General features: G+C 68.7%; 13 protein-coding genes. 3 read left to right on the top strand and 10 right to left on the bottom strand.

Annotated elements, in window-relative coordinates; genetic code table 11:
- Nucleotides 1-3: 3 nt before the first annotated feature.
- Entirely contained in the window at nucleotides 4-2352 is a 2349-nt protein-coding gene (locus L1081_RS03015; RefSeq protein ID WP_489415129.1) for a cytochrome P450, read from the bottom strand.
- 23 nt (nucleotides 2353-2375) lie between these two features.
- The gene (locus tag L1081_RS03010) at nucleotides 2376-3344 is read right to left on the bottom strand and encodes a tripartite tricarboxylate transporter substrate-binding protein (RefSeq protein WP_489415128.1); all 969 of its coding nucleotides are present in this window, start codon (nucleotides 3342-3344) and stop codon (nucleotides 2376-2378) included.
- Nucleotides 3345-3470: 126 nt separating this feature from the next.
- Here L1081_RS03010 and L1081_RS03005 point away from each other — a divergent pair, with 126 nt between their 5' ends.
- Entirely contained in the window at nucleotides 3471-4292 is an 822-nt protein-coding gene (locus L1081_RS03005; RefSeq protein ID WP_489415127.1) for an IclR family transcriptional regulator domain-containing protein, read from the top strand.
- 28 nt (nucleotides 4293-4320) lie between these two features.
- Here L1081_RS03005 and L1081_RS03000 read toward each other — a convergent pair whose 3' ends face one another.
- From L1081_RS03000 to L1081_RS02985, 4 genes are all read right to left on the bottom strand, one after another.
- A complete protein-coding gene (locus L1081_RS03000) occupies nucleotides 4321-5145 on the bottom strand; it encodes an undecaprenyl-diphosphate phosphatase (protein ID WP_489415126.1) in 825 nt (274 codons plus the stop codon).
- Between the two features lie 80 nt (nucleotides 5146-5225).
- Nucleotides 5226-5879, bottom strand: a complete 654-nt coding sequence (locus L1081_RS02995; RefSeq protein ID WP_489415125.1) for an aspartate/glutamate racemase family protein — start codon at nucleotides 5877-5879, stop codon at nucleotides 5226-5228.
- 18 nt (nucleotides 5880-5897) lie between these two features.
- A complete protein-coding gene (locus L1081_RS02990; protein ID WP_489415124.1) occupies nucleotides 5898-6812 on the bottom strand; it encodes a transporter substrate-binding domain-containing protein in 915 nt (304 codons plus the stop codon).
- Nucleotides 6813-6868: 56 nt separating this feature from the next.
- Entirely contained in the window at nucleotides 6869-8203 is a 1335-nt protein-coding gene (locus tag L1081_RS02985) for an aspartate aminotransferase family protein (RefSeq protein WP_489415123.1), read from the bottom strand.
- 137 nt (nucleotides 8204-8340) lie between these two features.
- Here L1081_RS02985 and L1081_RS02980 point away from each other — a divergent pair, with 137 nt between their 5' ends.
- Both L1081_RS02980 and L1081_RS02975 read left to right on the top strand, forming a co-directional pair.
- The gene (locus L1081_RS02980; RefSeq protein WP_489415122.1) at nucleotides 8341-9207 is read left to right on the top strand and encodes an SIS domain-containing protein; all 867 of its coding nucleotides are present in this window, start codon (nucleotides 8341-8343) and stop codon (nucleotides 9205-9207) included.
- 107 nt (nucleotides 9208-9314) lie between these two features.
- Nucleotides 9315-9680: an SPW repeat protein gene (locus L1081_RS02975; RefSeq protein ID WP_319438754.1), complete on the top strand. Its 366-nt coding sequence runs from the start codon at nucleotides 9315-9317 to the stop codon at nucleotides 9678-9680.
- 94 nt (nucleotides 9681-9774) lie between these two features.
- Here L1081_RS02975 and L1081_RS02970 read toward each other — a convergent pair whose 3' ends face one another.
- From L1081_RS02970 to L1081_RS02955, 4 genes are all read right to left on the bottom strand, one after another.
- A complete protein-coding gene (locus tag L1081_RS02970) occupies nucleotides 9775-11262 on the bottom strand; it encodes an efflux transporter outer membrane subunit (RefSeq protein WP_489415121.1) in 1488 nt (495 codons plus the stop codon).
- A 175-nt stretch (nucleotides 11263-11437) separates the two neighbouring features.
- Entirely contained in the window at nucleotides 11438-14674 is a 3237-nt protein-coding gene (locus L1081_RS02965; RefSeq protein WP_489415120.1) for an efflux RND transporter permease subunit, read from the bottom strand.
- Nucleotides 14671-17778, bottom strand: coding sequence for an efflux RND transporter permease subunit (locus tag L1081_RS02960; protein ID WP_489415119.1), 3108 nt, complete (start codon nucleotides 17776-17778; stop codon nucleotides 14671-14673). Before L1081_RS02960 ends, L1081_RS02965 begins: the two co-directional genes overlap by 4 nt.
- Nucleotides 17779-17821: 43 nt before the next feature.
- Nucleotides 17822-19138, bottom strand: a complete 1317-nt coding sequence (locus L1081_RS02955; RefSeq protein WP_489415118.1) for an efflux RND transporter periplasmic adaptor subunit — start codon at nucleotides 19136-19138, stop codon at nucleotides 17822-17824.
- Between the last annotated feature and the right edge of the window lie 195 nt (nucleotides 19139-19333).

Here is a 19333-nt window from a genome sequence, read left to right as displayed (position 1 = left end):
ACGCTAGAGCTCGAGCACCAGCCGGCCTTCGCAAGCGCGCGAGCAGCAGGCCATCATCTTGTTGTGGGCCTCGCGCTCCGGGCGGGTCAGTACCACGTCGCGGTGATCGACTTTGCCGGACAGCACCCGCACTTCGCACGAGCCGCACAGGCCCTCTTCGCAATCGCTCTGCACGTCGACGTTGGCCGCGCGCAGCGCCGACAGCAGGGTCTGGTCGGGCGGCACGGTGACGACGAGGCCGGAATCCTTCAGCTCGACTTCGAAGGCCTGCTCCTTCGACGGATCGAGCGTGGCGAGCGTCGACTCGAAATGCTCGACGCGCAACGCACCCTCGGGCCAGGCGGCGCAGCAGTCTTCGAGCGCCTCGAGCATGCGCAGCGGACCGCAGGCATAGACCTGCGCACCGGCCGCCGGCTCGGCGAGCAGCGCGCGCAGATCGCAGCGCCGCCCTTCGTCGCTCGCATGGACCTGCAGCCGCTCGCCGTGCAGCGCCGCGAGCTCGTCCAGAAAGGCCATGCGCGCCCGGCTGCGGCCGCTGTAGTGCAGCGCGTAGTCCATGCCGAGCGCCTTCGCGCGGCGCGCCATCGCACTCACGGGCGTGATGCCGATGCCGCCCGCGATGAAGATCGCCTTCGCAAGCGACTCGTCGAGCCGGAAGTGGTTGCGCGGCCCGCGGATGCGCAGCCGGTCACCGGCCTTCACCTGCGTGTGCACCCAGGCCGAGCCGCCGCGGCCCCCGGGCTCGTGCAGCACCGCGATCTCCAGCACGCCGGCCTCGTCCGGGTCGCCGCACAGCGAATACTGGCGCGACAGCTCGGGCGAGCCGCATTCCACGTCGATGTGCGAACCCGCGGTCCAGCGCGGCAGCGGCTTGCCATCGGGGGACACGAGCCGCAGCTTCACGATGCCCTCGGCCACCGGCGTCACGCGCTCCACCACCACGGGCCGCGTGATCGCGTGCCGCGAGGGCTCGCCGATGCGCACCGGCACCTGCACCTCGCGCAGCGCGGGGTTCTTGCGCTCCGGATTGGCCGCAGGATCCCATTCGACCCACAGGTGCTCGGGCCCGCGGAACGAGGTGTTCGGCACGTAGCTGAAGCGCTGCTCCGAGAGCCGCATGTGCGGCAGCCGCCGCGTGAATTCCTCCAGGAAGACCTGCATCTCCATGCGCGCGAGGTTCTTGCCCATGCACTGGTGCGAGCCATAGCCGAATGTCAGATGGTCGCTGGCGTTGTCGCGGCGGATGTCGAACAGGTCGGCGTCGGAAAAATGCGCCTCGTCATGGTTGGCCGACGAGGTGACGATCAAGAGCCGCGAGCCGGCCGGCAGGTCGACGCCGCCCACCTGCGTGTTCCGGGTGACGAGGCGCCGCCAGGCGGCCACCGAGCCGTTGTGGCGCAGGCACTCTTCCACCGCGTTGGGAATGAGGCCCGGGTCTTCGCACAGCTCCTTCCACACCTGCGGATGCTGCAGCAGCAGCTTCACCGCGTTGGCGGTGGCGTTGGCGGTGGTCTCGTGCGCGGCCACGATGCCGGCCATCATCATCGAGTGCAGGTACGAATCGGTCACCACCTCGGGGTGCAGCTTCTGCTTGCGGATGCCGTACTGCATCCAGCCGGGTGCGTCGGGGTCCTGCCGCATCTTCTCGAGCACCTTGCCGGCGTACTGCCAGAAGTTGCCCACCGCATGCGCCACGGCCACCTGCTCCTCGGGCTTGGGCCGGCCCCAGGTGTTGACGGTGTGCGCGATCGAATACTTGCGCAGCGTGTCCATGTCCTCCTCGGGCACGCCAAGGAAGTGCAGCGCCACGGTCAACGGAATTTCCCACAGCATCTGGTCGACGAGATCGGCGCGGCCGTCGTCGATGAAGCGGTCGACATAGCTGCGCGCCAGCTCGCGCACCATCGGCTCGTGGTGCCTGAGCGCCTCGGGCGTGAACGGGTCCATCAGCACGCGGCGGCGCGGCATGTGGGCGGGCTCGTCCTCGTTCACCAGCGTGCGGTTCAGCGCGAAGCCGTAGGAAGCGAGCACGGCGTTGGCCTCATCGCCGGTGGGCGTGATCTTCTCGAGCGCGTTGGAGGGGCTGAAGGTGATGTTGTCGCGGAACACCGCCTTGATGTCGTCGTAGCGCGTGATCACCCAGTAGCCGAGCTTCGGGCTGAAGAAGATCGGCTCCTTCTCGCGCGCCCAGCGCACGTACTCGGGCGGGTCCTGCTGGTAGCCGTCCTCGAAGGGGTCGAACTCGGCGGCGCGCGCGCTCACTGGGCAGCCGGTGGGCGTGCGCTCGGAAGACAGCGGCCCGTGCGCGACAGGACAGCCTGCGACGCGCGGGGGATTGGCGGTATCGGACATGGGCGATGCTCTCTCGGGTCTCGTCAATCCAGCGTGATCTTCAGGTCGCGGATCAGCTTGTGCCAGCGCGCCGTCTCGCTCTTGAGCAGCGCGGCGTACTGCGCGGGCGTGCTGCCCACGGGCTCGACGCCAAAGTCGGTCATGCGCGTGCGCACCGAAGGTTCGTTGATCGCGGCCACGAGCTGGCGGTTGAGCGTGTTCACCACCTCCGGCGGCGTGGCCGAAGGCACCACCACGCCGACCAGCGCGGCGGCCTCGACATTCTTGTAGCCGAGCTCGGCGAAGGTGGGCACGTCGGGCAGCTGCGGCAGCCGCGTCGGGTTGGCCACCGCCAGCGCGCGGACCTTGCCGCCCTTGATGAAACCGGCGCCGGCCGCCAGGTCGACCATCATGGCCGGCAGCTGCCCGCCGGCCACGTCGGCCAGCGCCGGTGCCGCGCCGCGGTACGGCACATGGACCATGAAGAGGCCCGCCTCCACCTTGAGCAGCTCCATCGCCAGGTGGTGCGGGCTGCCCGCGCCGGCCGAGGCGTAGCTCAGGTCGCCCGGCTTGGCCTTGGCCCTGGCGATGAAATCCTTGGCCGTGGCAATGCCGGAGTTGGCGCCGACCACCAGGATCATCGGGAACTTGCCCATCAGCGTGACGGGTGCCAGGTCCTTGGTCGGGCTGTACGACAGCGACTTGTAGAGCGCCGGGTTGAACACCAGCGTGCCGTTGTCGGCCGACAGCACCGTGTAGCCGTCGGCCGGCGCGCGCGCCGTCTCGGCCGCGGCCAGCGCGGTGTTGCCGCCGGGCTTGTTGTCCACCAGCACCGGCTGCCCCACCTGCGTGGAGAGCGTCTGCGCCACCGTGCGCGCAAGAAAGTCGGAGCCGCCGCCGGCCGCGTACGGAACGAGCCAGCGGATCGGCTTGGCGGGAAAGGTCTGGGCGCCGGCGCTTGCTGCGGCAGCGAGGGAAAGAACGGCAAGGCACCGAACAAGGCGGTTTTTCATGGATGTCTCCGGCATGATTTCGTATTGCGTAATTATCATACGCATTGCGTAATCATGGTTCAAGGGACAACCCTGAACCCGAGCGGCCGCTCGGCGCCCGGCCCCAGCACCTAACATGAAGCCCACATGACCCAAGCTCCGGAGCGCCCCCTTCTCTCCCCCGCGACCCGCGAACGCCGCCAGCGCGTGCAATCGGCCGAAACCGGCATGGCGGTGCTCAAGGGCCTGGCCCACCTGGGCGGCCGCAGCAGCCTGACGGCCCTGTCGGCCCACGTGGCCGAAAGCCCGGCCAAGGTGCACCGCTACCTTGCCAGCCTGATGGAGGAAGGGCTGGTACTGCAGGACGCCGTCTCGCAGCATTACTACCTGGGCACGGAAGCCATCCAGATCGGCCTGGCCGCCATGCGCCAGGCCGACCCGATCCGCGCGGCCGAGCCCTGCCTCGTACGGCTGCGCGAATCGCTGGAAGTGACCTGCTTCGTCGCGGTCATGGGCAACAAGGGGCCGACCATCGTGCGCTTCGAGGAGCCGGGACTGCCGGTCACGGTGAACGTGCGCGCCGGCTCGGTGATGTCGATGCTCTGGTCGGCCACCGGACGCGCGTTCCTAGGCCTGCTCGACGAGTCGCGGGTGCTGGCGCTGGCCGAACAGGAACTGGCGGAATCACCGGAAGACATGCGGGCCACGCTGGATGCGAAGGACCCCATCGGCCAATTGCGCCGCGAGGTGCAGGAGGCGCGCTGCGCGAGCGTGAAGGACACCTACCTGCGCGGCATCAGCGCCGTGGCGGCGCCGGTTTACGACTATGCGGGCCGGGTGTGCGCGGTGCTGACCGCGCTGGGCGCAACGGGCGGCTTCGACCCGGCCATCGACGGCCCGATCGCCACCGCGGTGCGGCAGGAAGCCCGTGCCGCGAGCGCCATCCTGGGGCACGGGAACGGCGCCTGAGCGCCGGGCCTGCCGCCGCGCCTGTTTCCTATTCCGCCCAGACCACCGTGCCGGTCCATGCCGTGGCCAGCACCACGATGCCGAAGGCGATGCGGTACCAGGCAAAGGGAATGAAGTCGTGCGTGCTGATGTACTTCAGCAGCCAGCGCACGCAGAGCCAGGCGCTGATGAAGGAAAACACCAGCCCCACGGAGAACAGCGGAATGTCGGCCACCGACAGCAGCGCGCGCTCCTTGTAGAGGCTGTAGGCACCGGCGCCGATCAGCGTCGGGATGGCAAGGAAGAACGAAAAGTCGGTGGCCGCCTGGCGCGACAGGCCGAGCAGCATGCCGCCGATGATGGTCGAGCCGCTGCGGCTGGTGCCCGGGATCATCGCGAAGCACTGCACCAGGCCGACCTTGAGGGCGTCCCACATCGTCATGTCGTCGACATGTTCGATGCGCACCGAGCCCGGCGGGCGCTTCTCGGCCCACAGGATGATGAAGCCGCCGATGATGAAGGTGCTGGCCACGACCACCGGGGTGAAGAGGTGCGCCTTGATCATCTTGCCGAACACGAGGCCCAGCACCACGGCGGGGATGAATCCGAGCACCACGTTGATGGCCAGGCGCCTCGCCTTGGGCTGCCTCGGCAGCGCCACCACGGTGGAGTGGATCTTCTGCCAGTACACCAGGATCACCGCGAAGATCGCACCGGTCTGGATGGCAATGTCGAACACCTTGGCCTTGTCGTCGTCGAAACCGAGCAGCGAGCCCGCAAGAATCAGATGCCCTGTCGACGAGATCGGCAAAAACTCGGTCAGCCCCTCGACGATGCCCATGATGGCGGCCTTCACCAGCAAAACGATGTCCACGCTTACTCCTTTAAAGAGCACCAATTATGGCGAGGCATCGAGTCAGGCCAGGTTCAGCTGTCCCCTGGCATCCGCGGGCTTTATCGTGGAGCTTGATCTGTGCGCAGCCGCAGGGCCCGCACAGCGCTGTCGACGGTAGTGAGAATCGGCAGGCCGCTGGCCGCTTCGCAGGCGGCACGCGCGCGCGCCATGCTGAACTGCGCGAGCGCAATGCGCGTGCAGCCGCGCTCGCGCAGCACCGCCGCCTGGGCGGCGATCAACGCGTCGTGCCGCTGCGTGTCGCCGGCGTTCAGCGCGTCGAGCGCGCCTTCGGCCAGCACGGGCTCGAGCGCGATGCCGGGCGGAAACTCCGGCGGCATCGATACCAGCGTAGCCGCAAAGGTGGCGATGAGGCCGAGCCGGCCCTGCCCTTGTGCGGCCTCGGCCACCATGGCCTCGTTGGGCTTGAGCACCGGAATGCCCGCATGCCGCCGCGCCACCGCCTCGACGCAGGACCCGAAGGCCGAGCAGGTGAAGAGAATGCCCTCCGCACCCGTGTCGACCGCGTACTGCGCGAGCCGCTGAAAGCGCTCGTGCATGGCCGCGTCGAGCCCTTTGCCGCTACGCGCCAGGTCGGCCGAGAGGCTGTCGTCCAGCAGGTTCATGCGCACGGCCTCGGGCCAGTCGCGCTCGAAGGCGGCGTTGATGGGCGCAACCGAGTGCGAGAGCGCGTGGAGCAGTGCGATGCGGGTCATGCGGTGCGGCAGGAAGGGTCAGATGCCCTTGGACGACGGGTTGGCAAAGGCCTCCTTCGTCTCGGCGTTGAGCGGATAGTTGATATTGATGCCCTTGGGCGGAATCGGCGACATGAACCACTTGTTGTAGAGCTTTTCCATCTCGCCCGACTTCATCATGCCCGACACCACGCGGTCCACCAGCGCCTTGAAGGCCGGATCGTCCTTGCGGAACATGAGCGACTGGTTCTCGGTACGCAGGCTCTCGCCGGTGATGATGAAGTCCTTCGGATTGCGCGCATTCGCGATCTGGCCGGCCAGCAGGATGTCGTCGAGCACGAAGGCCTGCGCACGGCCGCTCTCCACCAGCAGGAAGGAGTCGCTGTGGTCCTTGCCGCCCAGGTTGTTCACCTCGAGGTTGCGGCCCTTGTCGGCCTCGCGCAGCAGGCGGAACGAGGTGGTGCCGGTGGTGGTGGCCACCGTCTTTCCCTGCAGGTCGGCGATGCTCCTGATGCCCGAATCGGCCTTCACCAGCATGCGCACGTTGTAGCGGAAGATGTCGGGCGAGAAGGCCACCTGCTTCTGGCGCTCGACCAGGTTGGTGGTGGAGCCGCACTCGATGTCCACGGTGCCGTTCTGCACCAGCGGAATGCGGTTGGCCGAGGTCACGGCCTGGTACTTGATCTCGACGGCCGGCAGCTTGAGCTCGCTCTTCACCGCCTCGACGATGCGGTTGCAGATCTCGATGCTGTAGCCCACCGGCTTCAGGTTGCCGTCGAGGTAGGAGAAGCCGAACGACGACTCGCGGTAGCCGAAGGTGATGGCGCCGCTCGCCTTGATCTTGGCGAGCGTGTCGTTCTCCTGGGCCTGCACGGCTACGTGCGACAACAGGGTGGCGAAGGCCACCGCGAGAGCGGCAGCACCGAAAGGGTTCGGCAGACGAAGCTTGGGCATGGAAGCGCTCCTCGGAACGGCGGTTGAAGAAAACAGCGAAAGAAAATTGAGTGCGGTCAGCGCGCGGCGGTGCGCGTCACCGCATCGATCGAAGCCGCGAGGCGGGCAGCGATTTCCTGCAGCTCCTGCCGCGTGGCAATGAAGGGCGGCGCGAGCAGCACGTGGTCGCCCTGCCGGCCATCGACCGTGCCGCCGAAGGGGTAGCACAGCAGGCCGCGCGACATGGCTTCCTTCTTGACCAGCGCATGGACCTTCCGCGCCGGATCGAACGGCGCCTTGCTTGCGCGGTCGGCCACCAGCTCGATGCCCCAGAAGAAGCCGCGGCCGCGGATGTCGCCCACATGCGCATGGCTGCCGAGCGCCTCGGCCAGCATCGCGCCGAAGGCCGCGCCGTCTTCGCGCACCTTGGCAACCAGGCCGTCGCGCCGGATCACCTGCTGCACCGCGAGCGCCGCCGCGCAGGCCATCGGATGGCCGAGGTAGGTGTGGCCATGCTGGAAGAAGCCGCTGCCCTTCGACATGGCCTCGACGATCCTGCGCTGCGCCAGCACCGCGCCGATCGGCTGGTAGCCGCCGCCCAGGCCCTTGGCGATGGTGATCAGGTCAGGCACCACGCCCTCCTGCTCGCAGGCGTGCAGCGTGCCGGTGCGGCCCATGCCGCACATCACCTCGTCGAGGATCAGCAGCACGCCGTATTTGTCGCACACCGCGCGCACCGCCTTGAAGTAGCCCGGCACGGGCGTGAGCACGCCGGCCGTGGCGCCACCCACCGTTTCGGCCACGAAGGCGATCACGCGGTCGGCACCCTGCGCGACGATGGCCGCCTCGAGCTCGGCCGCAAGGCGCAGGCCGTACTGCTCGGCGCTTTCATCGGCGCGCTGCTCGCGATACGGATAGCACGGCGCCACATGGGTGGCCGGCACCAGGATGGGCGCGAACGGTTCGCGCCGCCACGCGTTGCCGCCCACCGCCAGTGCGCCCAGCGTGTTGCCGTGGTAGCTCTGGCGGCGCGCGATGAAGTGCGTGCGCTGCGGCTGGCCGGTCTCGACGAAAAACTGCCGCGCCATCTTGAGCGCCGCCTCCACCGCCTCGGAGCCGCCGCTCACCAGGTACACGTGGCTCATGCCCTCGGGGGCGGAAGCGATCAGCTCGTCGGCCAGCTGCTCGGCCACTTCGCTGGTGAAGAAGCTGGTATGCGCATACGCCAGCCGGTCGAGCTGCGCATGCATGGCGGCCAGCACCTCGGGGTGCGCGTGGCCGAGCGAAGACACGGCCGCGCCGCCCGAGGCGTCGAGGTATTCGCGCCCATCGGCATCGCGGATGAACATGCCCCTGGAGCCGGCGGCAACCGGCGGGGTGTGGCGAAGGTGGCGGTGGAAGACGTGCGTCATGGCGGGTGGCTGGCGGATCCGGTTTTGGAACTAACGTTTCCGATGAATTATTATTTGGAACATTTGTTCCGTCAACTGTTCCAGCGTTCCATGTCCGGTACATTCGTTCCAACGACCGCCAGAAGAGAGACACCGCCATGGGCGCCAGAGACCAGATCCGCCAGCGTTTCAACGAACTGAGCCCCGCGCTGCAGCTGGTGGCGCGCTATGTGCTCGACCATCCCAACGAGGTGGTGACCGCGTCGATGCGCAACGTGGGCACGCGCGCGCAGAGCACGCCCGCCACGCTGGTGCGCTTTGCGCAGCACCTGGGCTATGCGGGCTGGCCGCAGCTGAAGGAAGCCTTTGCCGGCGACATGGGCCTGGCCAGCGAAACCTACGGCGGACGCGCCAAGCAGCTGATCGGCCGCGCGCAGGACCGCAGCCTCACGGCCGAGATGTTCGAGGTGCAGCGCCGCAACCTGGAGGCCACGCACCAGCAGAGCGAACAGGCGCTGCAAAAGGCCTGCGCGCTGATCGAGAAGGCGCCTGCCGTGCATGCGGCGGGTTTCAGGGCCTGCTTTCCGATCGCGTTCTCGTTCGTCTACGTCTACCGGCTCTTCCGCGCCAGCGTGCACCTGGTCGACGGCCAGGGCGGCTCGCTCGAAATGCAGCAGCGCGCCTTCGCCAAGGGCGACGCGCTGGTGGTGGCCAGTTTCATGCCCTACTCGCGCGAGGCGCTGCAGGTGGCCGAGGCGGCCCGGGCGGCCGGCTGCCGCATCGTGGCCATCACCGACAGCGTGGCCTCGCCGCTGTCGCTGCTGGCGGACGAAACGCTGCTCTTCACGATCAACAGCCCCTCGTTCTTTCCGTCGGTGGCGGCCGGCGTGGCCGTGACCGAAGCACTGGTCGAGCTGCTCGCGAGCCGCGCGGGCAAGCCGGTGATCCGGCGCATCGACCAGGCCGAGGCGCAGTTGTTCGAATCGGGTGCCTATCTGGTGGCGCCGGTGGCGCGCGGAGGCTAGGCCCGGCAGGCCCGATTGCATGTTGCAGCGCCGCATCGCGGAACCCCGCTGAAACGGCACGGTCCAACCGCTGTCGCGGTTTTGTGTCGCGACAGGAGGTAATGACCATGAAGCAAGTGAAGCATTGGCAAGATCCGGTCAACGTCGCCCTGGGCGCGTGGCTGATCATCTCGCCCTGGGTCCTGGGCTTCCAGGGCGTCACAGCCGCCATGTGGAGCGCAGTGGTGACGGGTGTCCTGCTGGGCGCCGTAGCGCTGGGCGCAACGCTGGTACCGCGTGCATGGGAAGAGTGGACCGAAGGCGCACTCGCCATCTGGCTGGCCGTGTCGCCCTGGGTGCTCGGCTTTGCCACCGTGGAGAACGCGATGGTCAACGCAGTGCTCGTGGCTGCGGCCATCCTGGTGCTCGCGCTGTGGGTGCTGGTCACCGACAAGGACTACCTGGGCGGGAGCATGGATCGCCACGCCCACTGAGCACACGGGCGATCGCATCGTGAGAAGCAGTCCCGCGCGCCTGGCGCAGCGGGGCTGAGGGGAACGGGCAGCCGCCCCTCCCCGGGCAGCTACTTCACTCCGCTTTGCGGAGCACGGTAGCCTGCGCCGCCGGAGGCGCGGACGAAAAGGTTTCGCCCGCCCAGCCGGCTTGCCAGCCGCCGCCCAGGGCCTGGATCAGCGCCACCGCGGCGGTCTGGCGATTCACCTGCAGCTGCACCAGCGTGCGCCGCGCGCTGAGGGCGGCGGCCTGCGCCGTGACGACCTCGGTGTAGCTCACCTGGGCCGCGCGATAGCGGTTGAGCAACTGCTGCTCGGTCTTGTCGGCCGCGGCCGAGGCTTCGCGCCGCAGGCCTTCCTGCTGCGCCAGCGCGGCGCCGGCAGTGAGCTGGTCTTCCACGGCCTGGAAGGCGGTGAGCACGGTCTGGCGGTAGCGCGCCACGCTGGCTTCGTGGGCCGCCTTGGCCGAATCGACCGTCGCACCGATGGCACCGGCATCGAACACCACCTGAGCGACCGACAGGCCGAGCGCCCACAGCGTGTTGGACGCGTTGAACAGATCTTTCACCCGGCTCGCGCTGCTGCCTACCGAAGCGCTGAGCCCGAAGTTGGGGAAATACGCCGACCGCGCGATGCCGATCTGCGCATTGGCCGCGGCCACCGAACGCTCGGCCGCCGCGATGTCCGGCCGACGCTGCAGCAGCGTGGAAGGCACGCCCGTCGGAATGCCGGGCACCGTGGGCGTCCACTGCGCCGCCGGCAGGTTGAAGTCGGCCGGCGCCACGCCCACCAGCATCGCAATGGCGTGCTCCAGCGTGGCACGGGTGCGCTGCAGGCCGACGCGGTCCGCCTGTGCGTTCACCAGCTGGGTCTGCGCCTGCAGCACGTCGGTCTGCGCGGCAATGCCGGCCTTGTAGCGGTTGCTCGTGATCTCGAAGGCGCGCTGGTAGCCCTCGATGGTCTGGTCGAGCAGCACGATCTCGGCATCGGCCTCGCGCAGCGAAAAATAGTTGGTCGCCAGGTCGCCGATGGCCGACAGCCGCGCCGACGCCAGGTCGGCCTCGCTGGCCTGTGCATTGGCCTGCGCACTGCTCACGGCCTGCCGCAGGCGCCCCCACACGTCGGGCGCCCAGTCGACGCCGAGCGTCGCCGAAAACGCATTGGATGCGTTGCTGGTGCCGCCGATGTTGCCGCTGCGCCGGCCGCTGCCGTCGAGCGACACCGTGGGAAACAGCGCGGCGCGCTCGCCCCGCACCAGCGCCTGGGCCTGCGCATAGTTGGCCACGGCCGCGGCGATGTTCTGGTTCGATACCTGCACGCGGGCGGCCAGCTCGTCGAGCGTGGCGTCGCCGAAAAGTTTCCACCATTCGCCGCGGTCGAGCGCATCGGCCGGTGCGGCGGGCAGCCAGCCCTCGGCGGTCTTCTGCTCCTTCCAGCCGGCGGGCATGGCGGCGCCAGGCACCTCGTAGGCAGGGCCCACGGCGCAGCCGGCCAGCACGGCCGTCAATGCAAGGGCAGACAACCTGCCGGGCAGCTGTGAAAGGATGCGTTGTCGGTGTGTCATGGCAGCTTCATTCATTCTTCCGGGTCTTTCACCACGCGACCGCTTTGCCCGCGGCGGCTGAAACCACGCAGCCCCAGGCCAGGAACACCGCGGAACCGGCTTTGCCGGGCCGCTGGTGTTGCCCCCCTCGAGGGGGGAGTCGAGCTACACGAAGTGAGCGAGGGACGGGGGTGGGTCATATGCTTGCGGCGCGGCTCAGGTGCCGCTCGTTGCCCGAGCGCCGGCGCAGCTTGTCGAGCAGTACGTAGACCACCGGCGTCGTCAGCAGCGTGAGCAGCTGGCTCGCGATCAGGCCGCCGATGATCGCCACGCCCAGCGGCTGGCGCAGCTCGGCGCCCTGGCCGAAGCCGATGGCCAGCGGCAGCGCGCCCAGCGCGGCAGCCAGCGTGGTCATGAGGATCGGGCGGAAGCGCAGCATGCAGGCCTCGCGCACCGCTTCCACGGCCGAGATGCCGCGCGCGCGCTCGGCCTCAAGCGCAAAGTCGATGATCAGGATCGCGTTCTTCTTCACGATGCCGATCAACAGGAAGAGCCCGATCAGCGCAATGATCGAGAAATCCATCCGGAACAGCAGCAGTGCCAGCACCGCGCCCACGCCCGCCGAAGGCAGCGTGGTCAGCACCGTGATCGGGTGGATCAGGCTTTCGTAGAGCACGCCGAGCACGATGTAGATCACCACGATCGCCGCCAGGATGAGCGCCAGCTGCTGCCCCTGCGACTGCTGCGCCGCGAGCGCCGTGCCCTGGAAGCTGCCGCGCACGTTGACCGGCATCGCAATGTCGGCCTCGGCCTGCGCGACGATGCGGCGCGCGTCCTGCAGCGTCACGCCCTCGCCCAGATTGAACGAGACGGTGCTTGCGAGTTCGGTGTCCTGGTGGTCGATGGAACTCGGCACCGCGCGCTCGCTCACCTTGGCAATGGCCGAGAGCGGCACCATGAGCGTGGTGTTGGCCGCCAAGGCCTGGCCGGTGGAAGCGGTGCGCAGGCCCGGGTTGGCCGAGGTGGTGGTCGAGGTTCCGGTGCTCGCGTCGGTGGTGTTGGCCAGCGAGCTCACCGTGGTGGCGCCGCTCGCGGTGGTGCTGGTGGTGAGCGTCGAGGGCACGTACAGGTCCTTCAGCACGACGGGCGCGCGCTGGTAGCGCGGGGCCCATTCCATGATCACGGAATACTGGTTGAGCTCGTCGTAGATGGTGGCGACCGAGCGCTGGCCGTAGGCGTTGTAGAGCGCGTTGTCGACCGCGCTCGATGTCACGCCAAGGCGCGCGGCGCTATCGCGGTCGACGTCGACATAGGTCTCCACGCCGTTGTCGGCCTGGTCGCTGTCGACGTCGGTGAGCGCGGTCTCCTGGCGCAACCGGTCGGCCAGTTTGGCGGTCCAGGTGCGCAGGTCGGCCAGGTTGTCGCCCTTGAGCGTGTACTGGTAGGTGGAATTGCTCGAGCGCCCGCCCATGCGCAGGTCCTGCACCGGGCTCAGGAACACGCGCAGGCCGGTGAGCTGGTTGAGCTGCGGGCGCAGCCGGTTGATGACGGCGGCGGTCTTCTCGGTACGCTGCGACAGCGGCTTCAGGTTGACGAACATGAAGCCGCCGCCCGAGCGGCTGCCGCCCGCGAAGCCCACCACGGTATCGACCGCCGGGTCCTTGTGGATGATGTCGACCGCCTGGCGCAGCTTCTCGCTCAGCGCCACCGACGAAATGCTCTGGTCCGCGCGCAGGCCGGCGTTGAGCTGGCCGTTGTCCTGCTCCGGGAAGTAGCCCTTGGGAATGGCGGAGAACAGGTACACGTTGAGGCCCACCACCGCCAGCAGCACCACCATGACCACGGCCTTGCTCGCGAGCGCCCAGTCCAGGCTGTGTGCATAGGTGCGCAGGCTCCACTGGTACACGCCCTCCGCCATGCGCGCCAGGCGTCCCGGCGGCTTGGCATCGGGTTCCTCGGCCCGCAGCAGCATGGCGCACAGCATGGGCGTGGTGGTGAGCGAGATGACGAGCGAGATCAGCACCGCCACCGACAGCGTCACCGCGAATTCGCGGAACAGCCGGCCGATCTGCCCGTCCATGAACAGCAGCGGAATGAACACCGCCACCAGCGACAGGCTGATCGACAGCACGGTGAACCCGACCTCGCGCGCGCCGCGCAGGGCCGCCTCGATGCGGCCCATGCCGGCCTCGATGTGGCGGCTGGTGTTCTCCAGCACCACGATGGCGTCGTCAACCACGAAGCCCGTGGCCACCGTGAGCGCCATCAGGCTCAGGTTGTTCAGGCTGTAGCCGAACAGGTACATCGCGCCGAAGGTGCCGAGCAGCGACACCACCGTGGCCACCGCCGGAATGATGGTGGCGCGCGCGCGGCGCAGGAACAGGCCGACCACCAGCACCACCAGCGCGATCGAGATCATGAGCGTGGCCTCGATCTCGCGCAGCGAGGCGCGGATGGAGTTGGTGCGGTCGGAGGCCACCTGCACCTCGATGTCCTGCGGCAATTGCGCGCGCAGTTCGGGCAGGAGCTCGCGCACGCCGTCCACGGTGTCGATGATGTTGGCGCCCGGCTCCTGCGTGACCAGCACGATCACCGCGGGCTGGCCGTTGAAGAGGCCCAGCGTGCGCGTGTTCTCCACGCTGTCGATCACCCGCGCGACATCGCCCAGCCGCACGGCCGCGCCGTTGCGCCAGGCAATCACCATGTCGCGGTATTCCACGGCATGGCGGCCCGGCGAGGGCGTGTAGATCTGCAGCCGGCGCTCGTCGTTCTCGATCGCGCCCTTGGGCCGGTTGGCGTTGTTGGCCTGGATGGCGGCGCGCACGTCCTCGCTGCTGATGCCGAAGCGGTTGAGCGAGAAGGGCTCCAGCTCCACCCGCACGGCCGGCAGCGAGCCGCCGCCGATCTCGACCTCGCCCACGCCTTCCACCTGCGAGAGCTTCTGGCTCACGATGTTGGACACGGCCTCGTAGATCTGGCCCGGCGTGCGCGTCCTGGAAGTGAGCGCCAGGATCGCGATGGGCGCGGCGGTCGGGTTGCGCTTGCGGTAGGTCGGGTTGCTGCGCAGGGTGGCCGGCAGATCGGCCCGCGCCGCATTGATGGCCGCCTGCACCTCGCGCGCGGCGCTGTCGATGTTGCGCTTGAGGTCGAACTGCAGGCTGATGCGGGTGGAGCCGTTGGAGCTGGTCGAGGTGAGTTCGTTGACACCGGCAATCACCCCGAGCCGGCGCTCCAGCGGCGTGGCCACGCTCGACGCCATGGTGCTCGGGCTCGCGCCCGAGAGGCTGGCCGTCACCGAGATGGTGGGAAAGTCGACCTGCGGCAGCGGCGACACAGGCAGCACGAAGAACGCCGCGATCCCGGCCAGGGCAATGCCGATGGTCAGCAGGACCGTGGCAATCGGACGCTCGACGAAGGGCCTGGACAGGTTCATGCGGCTGCGGCCTCCCGCTTGCGCCCGAACCGGCGGCCCATGCGGTCGAAGGCCAGATAGACCACCGGCGTGGTGAACAGCGTGAGCACCTGGCTCACCACCAGGCCGCCGAAGATGGCCAGGCCCAGCGGCCGGCGCAGCTCGGCGCCCTCGCCCCAGCCGAACATCAGCGGCAGCGCCGCGAAAAGCGCCGCCAGCGTGGTCATCAGGATCGGCCGGAAGCGCAGCAGTGCCGCCTGGTGGATGGCTTCCTGCGGCGACTTGCCCTCGCGCCGCTCTGCATCGATGGCAAAGTCGATCATCATGATCGCGTTCTTCTTGACGATGCCGATCAGCAGGATGATGCCGATGATGCCGATCACGCCCAGGTCGTTGCCCGTGACCATCAATGCGAGCAGCGCGCCCACGCCGGCCGAGGGCAGCGTCGAGAGAATCGTCAGCGGATGGATGTAGCTTTCATACAGCACGCCCAGCACGATATACACGCACACCACCGCCGCCAGGATGAGCCACAGCTGATTGGAAAGCGATTTCTCGTAGGCGCCTGCCGCCCCCAGGAAAGTCATGGTCATGCTCGCGGGCATGCCGATTTCCTTGGCCGCCGCGCGGATGGCCGCCACCGACTTTCCGAGCGCCACGTTCTCGGCCGTGTCGAAGCCCACCGTGGCGGCCGGGTACTGCGCCACGTGCGTCACCTGCAGCGGCGCGGCCTGCTCGCGCACCGTGGCAATCGACGACAGCGTGGTGGCGCCGCCGCCGCCGGTGCGCAGCTGCAGGTTGCCCAAGAGCTGCGGAGAAGCCAATGACTCGCGCTGCGCCTCCAGGATCACGCGGTACTGGTTGGTTTCGGTGAAGATGGTCGAGACGATGCGCTGGCCGAACGCGCTGTAGAGCGTGTCGTCCACCGAGCTGGCCGTGACGGAGAGGCGCGAGGCCGTGTTGCGGTCGATGTCCACGTAGGCGGCCAGGCCCTTCGCACCCGCGTTGGTGGTGGCGTTGCGCACCAGCGGTTCGGTGCGCAGGCGCTCCACCAGCTTCTGCGCCCAGGTATCGACGGTGCTGGTGTCCACCCCTTCGAGCGAGACGCGGAATTCGGTCGGGCCGGTCTCGGCGTCGATGGTCAGGTCCTGCGTGGGCTGCAGGTACAGCGTCACGCCAGCAACCGCTCGCACCCGCTCGCGCAGGCGCTGCATCGTGGCCTCCTGGTTGCCGCGGTCGGCGCGCATGTTGATGAGCATGCTGCCGGTGTTGAGCGCCGTGTTGTTGGCCGCATCCACGCCCACCACCGAACTCACGCTGGCCACCTCGGGATCGGCCAGGATCGCGTTGGCGGCCTGCTGCTGCAGCTCGGCCATGCGCGTGTACGACACATCCTGCGCGGCCTCGATGCGCGCCTGCAGCTGGCCGGTGTCCTGCGTCGGGAACAGGCCCTTGGGAATCACCACGTAGAGCAGCACCGTGAGCGCGAGCGTGGCCACCGCCACGACAAGCGTGAGCGGCTGATGGCGCAGCACCCATTGCAGCCACACGTCGTAGCGACCGATCACGCGGTCGAAGAAGCGCTGCACGCTGGCCCCGAAGCGCCCGCCCTCCTCGGCCTGCGGCTTGAGCCAGCGCGCCGACATCATCGGCACCAGCGTGAGAGACACCACGGCGGAGATCAGGATGGTGATGGCCAGCGTGACCGCGAACTCGCGGAACAGCCGCCCCACCACGTCGCCCATGAACAGGAGCGGAATCAGCACCGCGATGAGCGACACCGTGAGCGAGATGATGGTGAAGCCGATCTGCGTGGCCCCCTTGAGCGCGGCCTTGAACGGCGGATCGCCCTCTTCCAGGTAGCGCGCGATGTTCTCGATCATCACGATCGCGTCGTCCACCACGAAGCCGGTGGCGATGGTCAGCGCCATCAGGCTCAGGTTGTTGAGGCTGTAGCCCAGCAGGTACATCAGCCCGCAGGTGCCCACGAGCGAGATCGGCACCGCCAGGCTGGCAATGACCGTGGCGCGCACGCTGTGCAGGAAGAAGAAGATCACCAGCACCACCATCACCACGGCCAGCCCGAGTTCGAGCTGCACGTGCGAGACCGAAGCCCGGATGCCGGTGGTGCGGTCGCTCAGCACCTCCACCTTGAGCGAGCCCGGCAGCGAGGCCTGCAGCTCGGGCAGCTGCTTCCTGATGGCATCGACGGTGCCGATCACGTTGGCGCCCGGCTGGCGCTGCACGTTGAGGATGATGGCGGGATAAAGCGTGGCCGGCTGCTCGCCCGCGCGCAATGCGGCCCATGCGCCCAGCTGCGTGTTCTCGGCGCCGTCGACCACGCGCGCCACGTCGGTCATGCGCACTGGCGCACCGTTCTTCCACGCGACGATCAGGTTCTTGTAGTCGTCCGCCGTCACGAGCTGGTCGTTGGCGTTGATGGTGTAGGCCCGCCGCGGTCCGTCGAAGCTGCCCTTGGCGCTGTTGGCGTTGGCCGCGGTGATGGCGCTACGCAGCGTGTCAAGCCCGATGCCCACCGAAGCGAGCGCGTTGGTGTCGGCCTGGATGCGCACGGCCGGCCGCTGCCCGCCCGAAAGCGACACCAGCCCCACGCCGCTGACCTGGCTGATCTTCTGCGCGAGCCGCGTGTTCACGAGGTTCTGCACTTCGGTGAGCGGCATGGTCTGGGAACTCACGGCCAGCGTCAGGATGGGCGCATCGGCCGGGTTCACCTTGGCGTACACGGGCGGCGCCGGCAGGTCGGCCGGCAGCAGCGAGCCGCCGGCGTTGATGGCGGCCTGCACCTGCTGCTCGGCCACGTCGAGCGTCTGGTCGAGCGCGAACTGCAGCGTGACGATCGACACACCCGCCGAGCTCACCGAGCTCATGCGGTTGAGCCCCGCCATCTGGCCGAACTGGCGCTCGAGCGGGGCCGTGACGGTGCGGCTCATGACCTCGGGGCTGGCGCCGGGGTAGAGGGTCTGCACCTGGATGGTCGGGTAGTCGACCTGCGGCAGCGCGGCCAGCGGCAAGAGCCGCAGGCCCACCAGGCCGGCCAGCACGATAGCCACCATCAGCAGCGCCGTGGCCACCGGCCGTTCGATGAAGGGGCGGGAGGGGCTCATCGCGAACGCGCTCGCTTGTTCCGTGGGTTGTGGCGGTTGCTCGTCATTGCGGGGCGCGCTGGCGCCGCCGCTCTCCACCGCCTTCGCCGCGCTGTCCGCGCGGGCCTGAAGCCGCAGCGCGCGGGCTTGCCGCGGGCCGCTCGCCCTGCAGCTGCACGACCGCGCCGTCCTTGATGCGGTCGCCGCCCTCGGTCACCACGTTCTCGCCGGCCTTCAGGCCCGAGGTGATGGCCACCACCTCGACATTGGCCTCACCGCGCTTCACCGCGCGCATCGACACCGTGCGGTCCTCGTTGATCACATAGACGTAGTCGCCATTGGGGCCGGTGCGCACCGCCGTCACCGGCACCACCACCGCGCGCACCTTGCGCAGCAGCATCTGCACATTGACGAACTGGCTCGGGAACAGCGTGGTCTGCGCATTGCCGAAGCGCGCCTTGGCCTTGACCGTGCCGGTGGTGGTGTCGACCACGTTGTCGAGCGTGGAGAAAGTGCCCGTGTCGAGCGTTGCCGCGCGGGTGCGGTCGAAGGCGGTGACCGGCAGCGGCTCGCCCTTGGCCAGCTGCGCCTGGATGTCGGGCACGCGGTCTTGCGGCACCGAGAACTGCACGTCGATCGGGTTCATCTGCGTGATGACCGCGATGCCCGTGGTCGCGTTGGCCGTCACGGTGTTGCCCGCATCCACCGCGCGCAGGCCAATGCGGCCGGCCACCGGCGAGGTGATGCGGGTGTAGTCGAGGTTCAGCTTGGCGGCGGCCTCGGCCGCCAGGTCGGTGGTGACCGTGCCTTCGAGCTGGCGGACCAGCGCAGCCTGGGTGTCGACGTCCTGCCGGGCGATGGAGTCCTGCCCCAGCAGCGTGCGGTAGCGCGCCAGCGTGACGCGCGCGGCTTCGAGCTGCGCCTCGTCGCGCTGGCGCGTGCCGCGGGCCTGCATCAGCGCCTGCTCGTAGGGCCGCGGGTCGATGCGCGCGAGCAGCTGGTTCTTTGCCACGGTCTGCCCTTCGGTGAACAGCACTTCGGTCAGCACGCCGCCGACCTGCGCCTTGAGCGTGATGGTCGCGAGCGGCGTGACGGTGCCGAGCGCATCGATGGTCACCGGCAATTCGATCTCGCGCGCCACCGCATTGCCCACCGTGACGGTGGCGCCGCCGAAGCCCGGCCCGCCAGCGGTGCTGCCCTTGCGGTTGATGAGATACCAGGCGCCGCCCCCCAGCACCAGCAGCAGCACCAGCGCGATCAGGCTGCCGAGCCAGAGCCTGCGGCGCGAAGGCGGCCGCGGAGGCGGGGACGAAGAAGGTGGGGTTGCCGGTTGGACAGCAGGCGAATCGCCGGAAGAAGGCTCGGAGTTCGGAGATTCCATGGGGTGGGGCAGTGCGCAAGTACAGCCGCTAGTGGAGCGCCGGATCGTAGCGCGCCTGTCTCATGAACCGTAAAGCGCCGGTAAAGCTGCGGACAAGGGCTGCATTTCGCGCCGGTTCGCCGCGGCTGGCGCCGCCGATCCGCATTTCGTCGCAGGACCGTGGCGGCTGCACGGGGGCGCCGGCACAGTCCGGCC

This window comes from Variovorax sp. MSC1_012 (genome assembly GCF_023667525.1).
Taxonomy (GTDB): Bacteria; Pseudomonadota; Gammaproteobacteria; order Burkholderiales; family Burkholderiaceae_C; genus Variovorax; species Variovorax beijingensis_B.
Note: the sequence above shows the minus strand (reverse complement) of the source record. Positions and strands in the feature narration are given on the sequence as shown.